General features: G+C 43.7%; 4 protein-coding genes and 1 pseudogene. 3 read left to right on the forward strand and 2 right to left on the reverse strand.

The genetic code is table 11. From position 1 onward, the window contains the following. Both P8O70_03505 and P8O70_03510 read left to right on the forward strand, forming a co-directional pair. The coding region (locus tag P8O70_03505; GenBank protein ID MDG2195949.1) for a phospholipase at nucleotides 1-342 on the forward strand (342 nt) is incomplete at its 5' end. A 70-nt stretch (nucleotides 343-412) separates the two neighbouring features. Continuing rightward, nucleotides 413-814 carry a DUF3293 domain-containing protein gene (locus tag P8O70_03510; protein ID MDG2195950.1) on the forward strand — a complete coding sequence of 134 codons (402 nt, stop codon included), beginning with the start codon at nucleotides 413-415 and terminating at the stop codon, nucleotides 812-814. 74 nt (nucleotides 815-888) lie between these two features. Here the strand turns inward: P8O70_03510 and P8O70_03515 are convergent. Then, nucleotides 889-1,252: pseudogene (locus P8O70_03515) on the reverse strand (cupin domain-containing protein). A 9-nt stretch (nucleotides 1,253-1,261) separates the two neighbouring features. Next, a complete protein-coding gene (umuD, locus tag P8O70_03520; GenBank protein MDG2195951.1) occupies nucleotides 1,262-1,702 on the reverse strand; it encodes a translesion error-prone DNA polymerase V autoproteolytic subunit in 441 nt (146 codons plus the stop codon). Nucleotides 1,703-1,801: 99 nt separating this feature from the next. Here umuD and P8O70_03525 point away from each other — a divergent pair, with 99 nt between their 5' ends. Further along, complete coding sequence (locus tag P8O70_03525) at nucleotides 1,802-2,104, forward strand: hypothetical protein (protein MDG2195952.1); 303 nt, start codon at nucleotides 1,802-1,804, stop codon at nucleotides 2,102-2,104. The last annotated feature ends 79 nt before the right edge of the window (nucleotides 2,105-2,183 follow it).

The raw sequence follows: 2,183 nt of genomic DNA on the forward strand, positions 1-2,183 counted from the left end.
TCGAGAGTCTACATGACTGGAAAAAGTATGGGTGGCTATGGGACATGGCAAATATCGCACGAGTACCCTGAGCGATTTGCCGCTATTGCTCCCATCGCTGGCGGTGGTTTGTTTGTGAGTCCCTATTTCATGGAGAGACTCAAGGGACTTCCTGTATGGGCTTTTCATGATAAGAGAGACGATCTGGTCCCCTATCAAGAATCAGTTCGGATGGCGGAGGGAGTCAATGCCGCAGGTGGTAATGCCAAATTGACCACTTACGATCAAGGGACGCACGATGCGTGGACAGAAGCCTACAACAATGACGAACTCTATGATTGGTTCCTGAAGCATTCGAAATGAAACTGGTACTGCTGGAGGGTATTTTACAGTTGCATACCCAAAGTGAGGGCCACCCACTTCAGGAGTAGAAATGGATCCCATCAACCCGTTGTATCTGTCCACGTTTCTTGATCTGGGGCCTAACTGGTCTGAACAACCCGAGGAATTCGCCATTATCTCTGCCTATGCGACCACTGGAGAGAAATGGTCTGAAGAAAGAAACCAGCAGGCAGATGAACGTTTACACCAACGGCTGGTGGAAAATGGGACTTGGCTGAGAAGGGTTACCGGCTATGCTCCTGATACTGGTCATAATGAACCGTGTTGGGCAACAGCAATCTCTTTTGACGAAGCTTGTAATATTGGAGAAGAGTTCCTTCAAGACGCAATTTACTACGTTGAAGGGGATGATCTTTATGTTAGTCATTGTGATTCAAGACGTGTCAAGACTCCAATTAGTAAATTCTCTGTAAAAATCCGTCCAATGGGATAAAAAGATTTTTGGTAGCTTAACGATCATCAAGAGGAAGTAGACCTGAGAGGCTTACAAGCCCGATTGAGAACAAACTAAACCCAGACGTCATTCTCAGCGGTCAATTCACCTCCAGCACAGCCTGTGTTCACCACACCCTTTGGTTCGACCAGCAACACCTTGCACTCCTCATCAGCGAAGGGCTTATGCTCTTCACCCTTTGGAACCACGCACATCTTTCCCTCACTCAATTGGACTGTTCGGTCCTTGAACTCAATCCCCCATGGAACCCTCAAGCACAATGAAGGTCTCATCCGTGTTGGTATGCTGGTGCCATGTGAGCTCACCTTTGATCTTCACCAGTTTGAACTGGTAGTCATTCATTTCAGCAATCACTTTTGGAGACCAGTGATCTGAAAAGAGTTCCAGCTTGTTTTGGAAGTTGATGGGCTGGCTCATGCTCACTCTCTACAACTTATGGATAACATGTCGCACTACTCCCCAGATCTGGAAATCATCATCTACTGAAATGGGAATGCTCGGGTAGTCTGAATTCTCAGGCTGTAGCTCAAAACACTCCCGAGTCTGCACCAGACGCTTCAGTGTGAACTCTCCATTGAGAGAAGCAATAACTGCTTTACCATTGGGCTTTTTCTTAGAGCGGTCGACGATCAGCAAATCCTGATCAAAGATGCCTGCGCCAGTCATCGAGTCCCCATTAGCACGGACAAAGAAGACGTTGTTGGGATCTGGAATCAGGTACTGATGTAGGTTGAGATAACCGTCGTAGTAATCCTGAGCAGGGCTTGGAAAGCCTGCAGAAACCATTGATTCAAATAAGGGACGCTGGTACTGATCTGCTAGTGGTACTTGAACTGGAAGAACAAACGCGAATGGTAACAGATTCATAATGATGAATGTTTATTAAATTGCATAGAATTTAAAATTTTGCTAAAATAGCAAATTAAATTGTTATTTATGTCGAAAAACGTTTAGCAAGAGAAAATTATGTTATTACCAGAGCATTACACAGTTTCACAGAAAAACAGCCCTTTGATGAGTTACTGTAAAAGGGAGTTCAAAAATGAATGGGAAACAGTTTACTATGAGTTACATAAATCTTCTAAAAATGGTTTTTTAGAAAAAATGATAAATAAATTTAGTAGTTTACTTGAAAAAAAATCTTTAGAAGTCACTGGCGAAGCAAGCCAATCCAGTGTGTGTTCTCTGGGTTCCTTGCCCTCTAGTGAACCAGAAAAAATGCTCATCAAATCAGACCATCTTCCAGAAAATGATAAGGTGGCAGCCTAAGATTTTCAATCAGCATTAAAACTGAACAGGATCTTTCTGATCCTGTTATTGTTGGGAACGATGTTTAGTCAATAATGGA

This window comes from SAR324 cluster bacterium (assembly GCA_029245725.1).
Taxonomy (GTDB): Bacteria; SAR324; SAR324; order SAR324; family NAC60-12; genus JCVI-SCAAA005.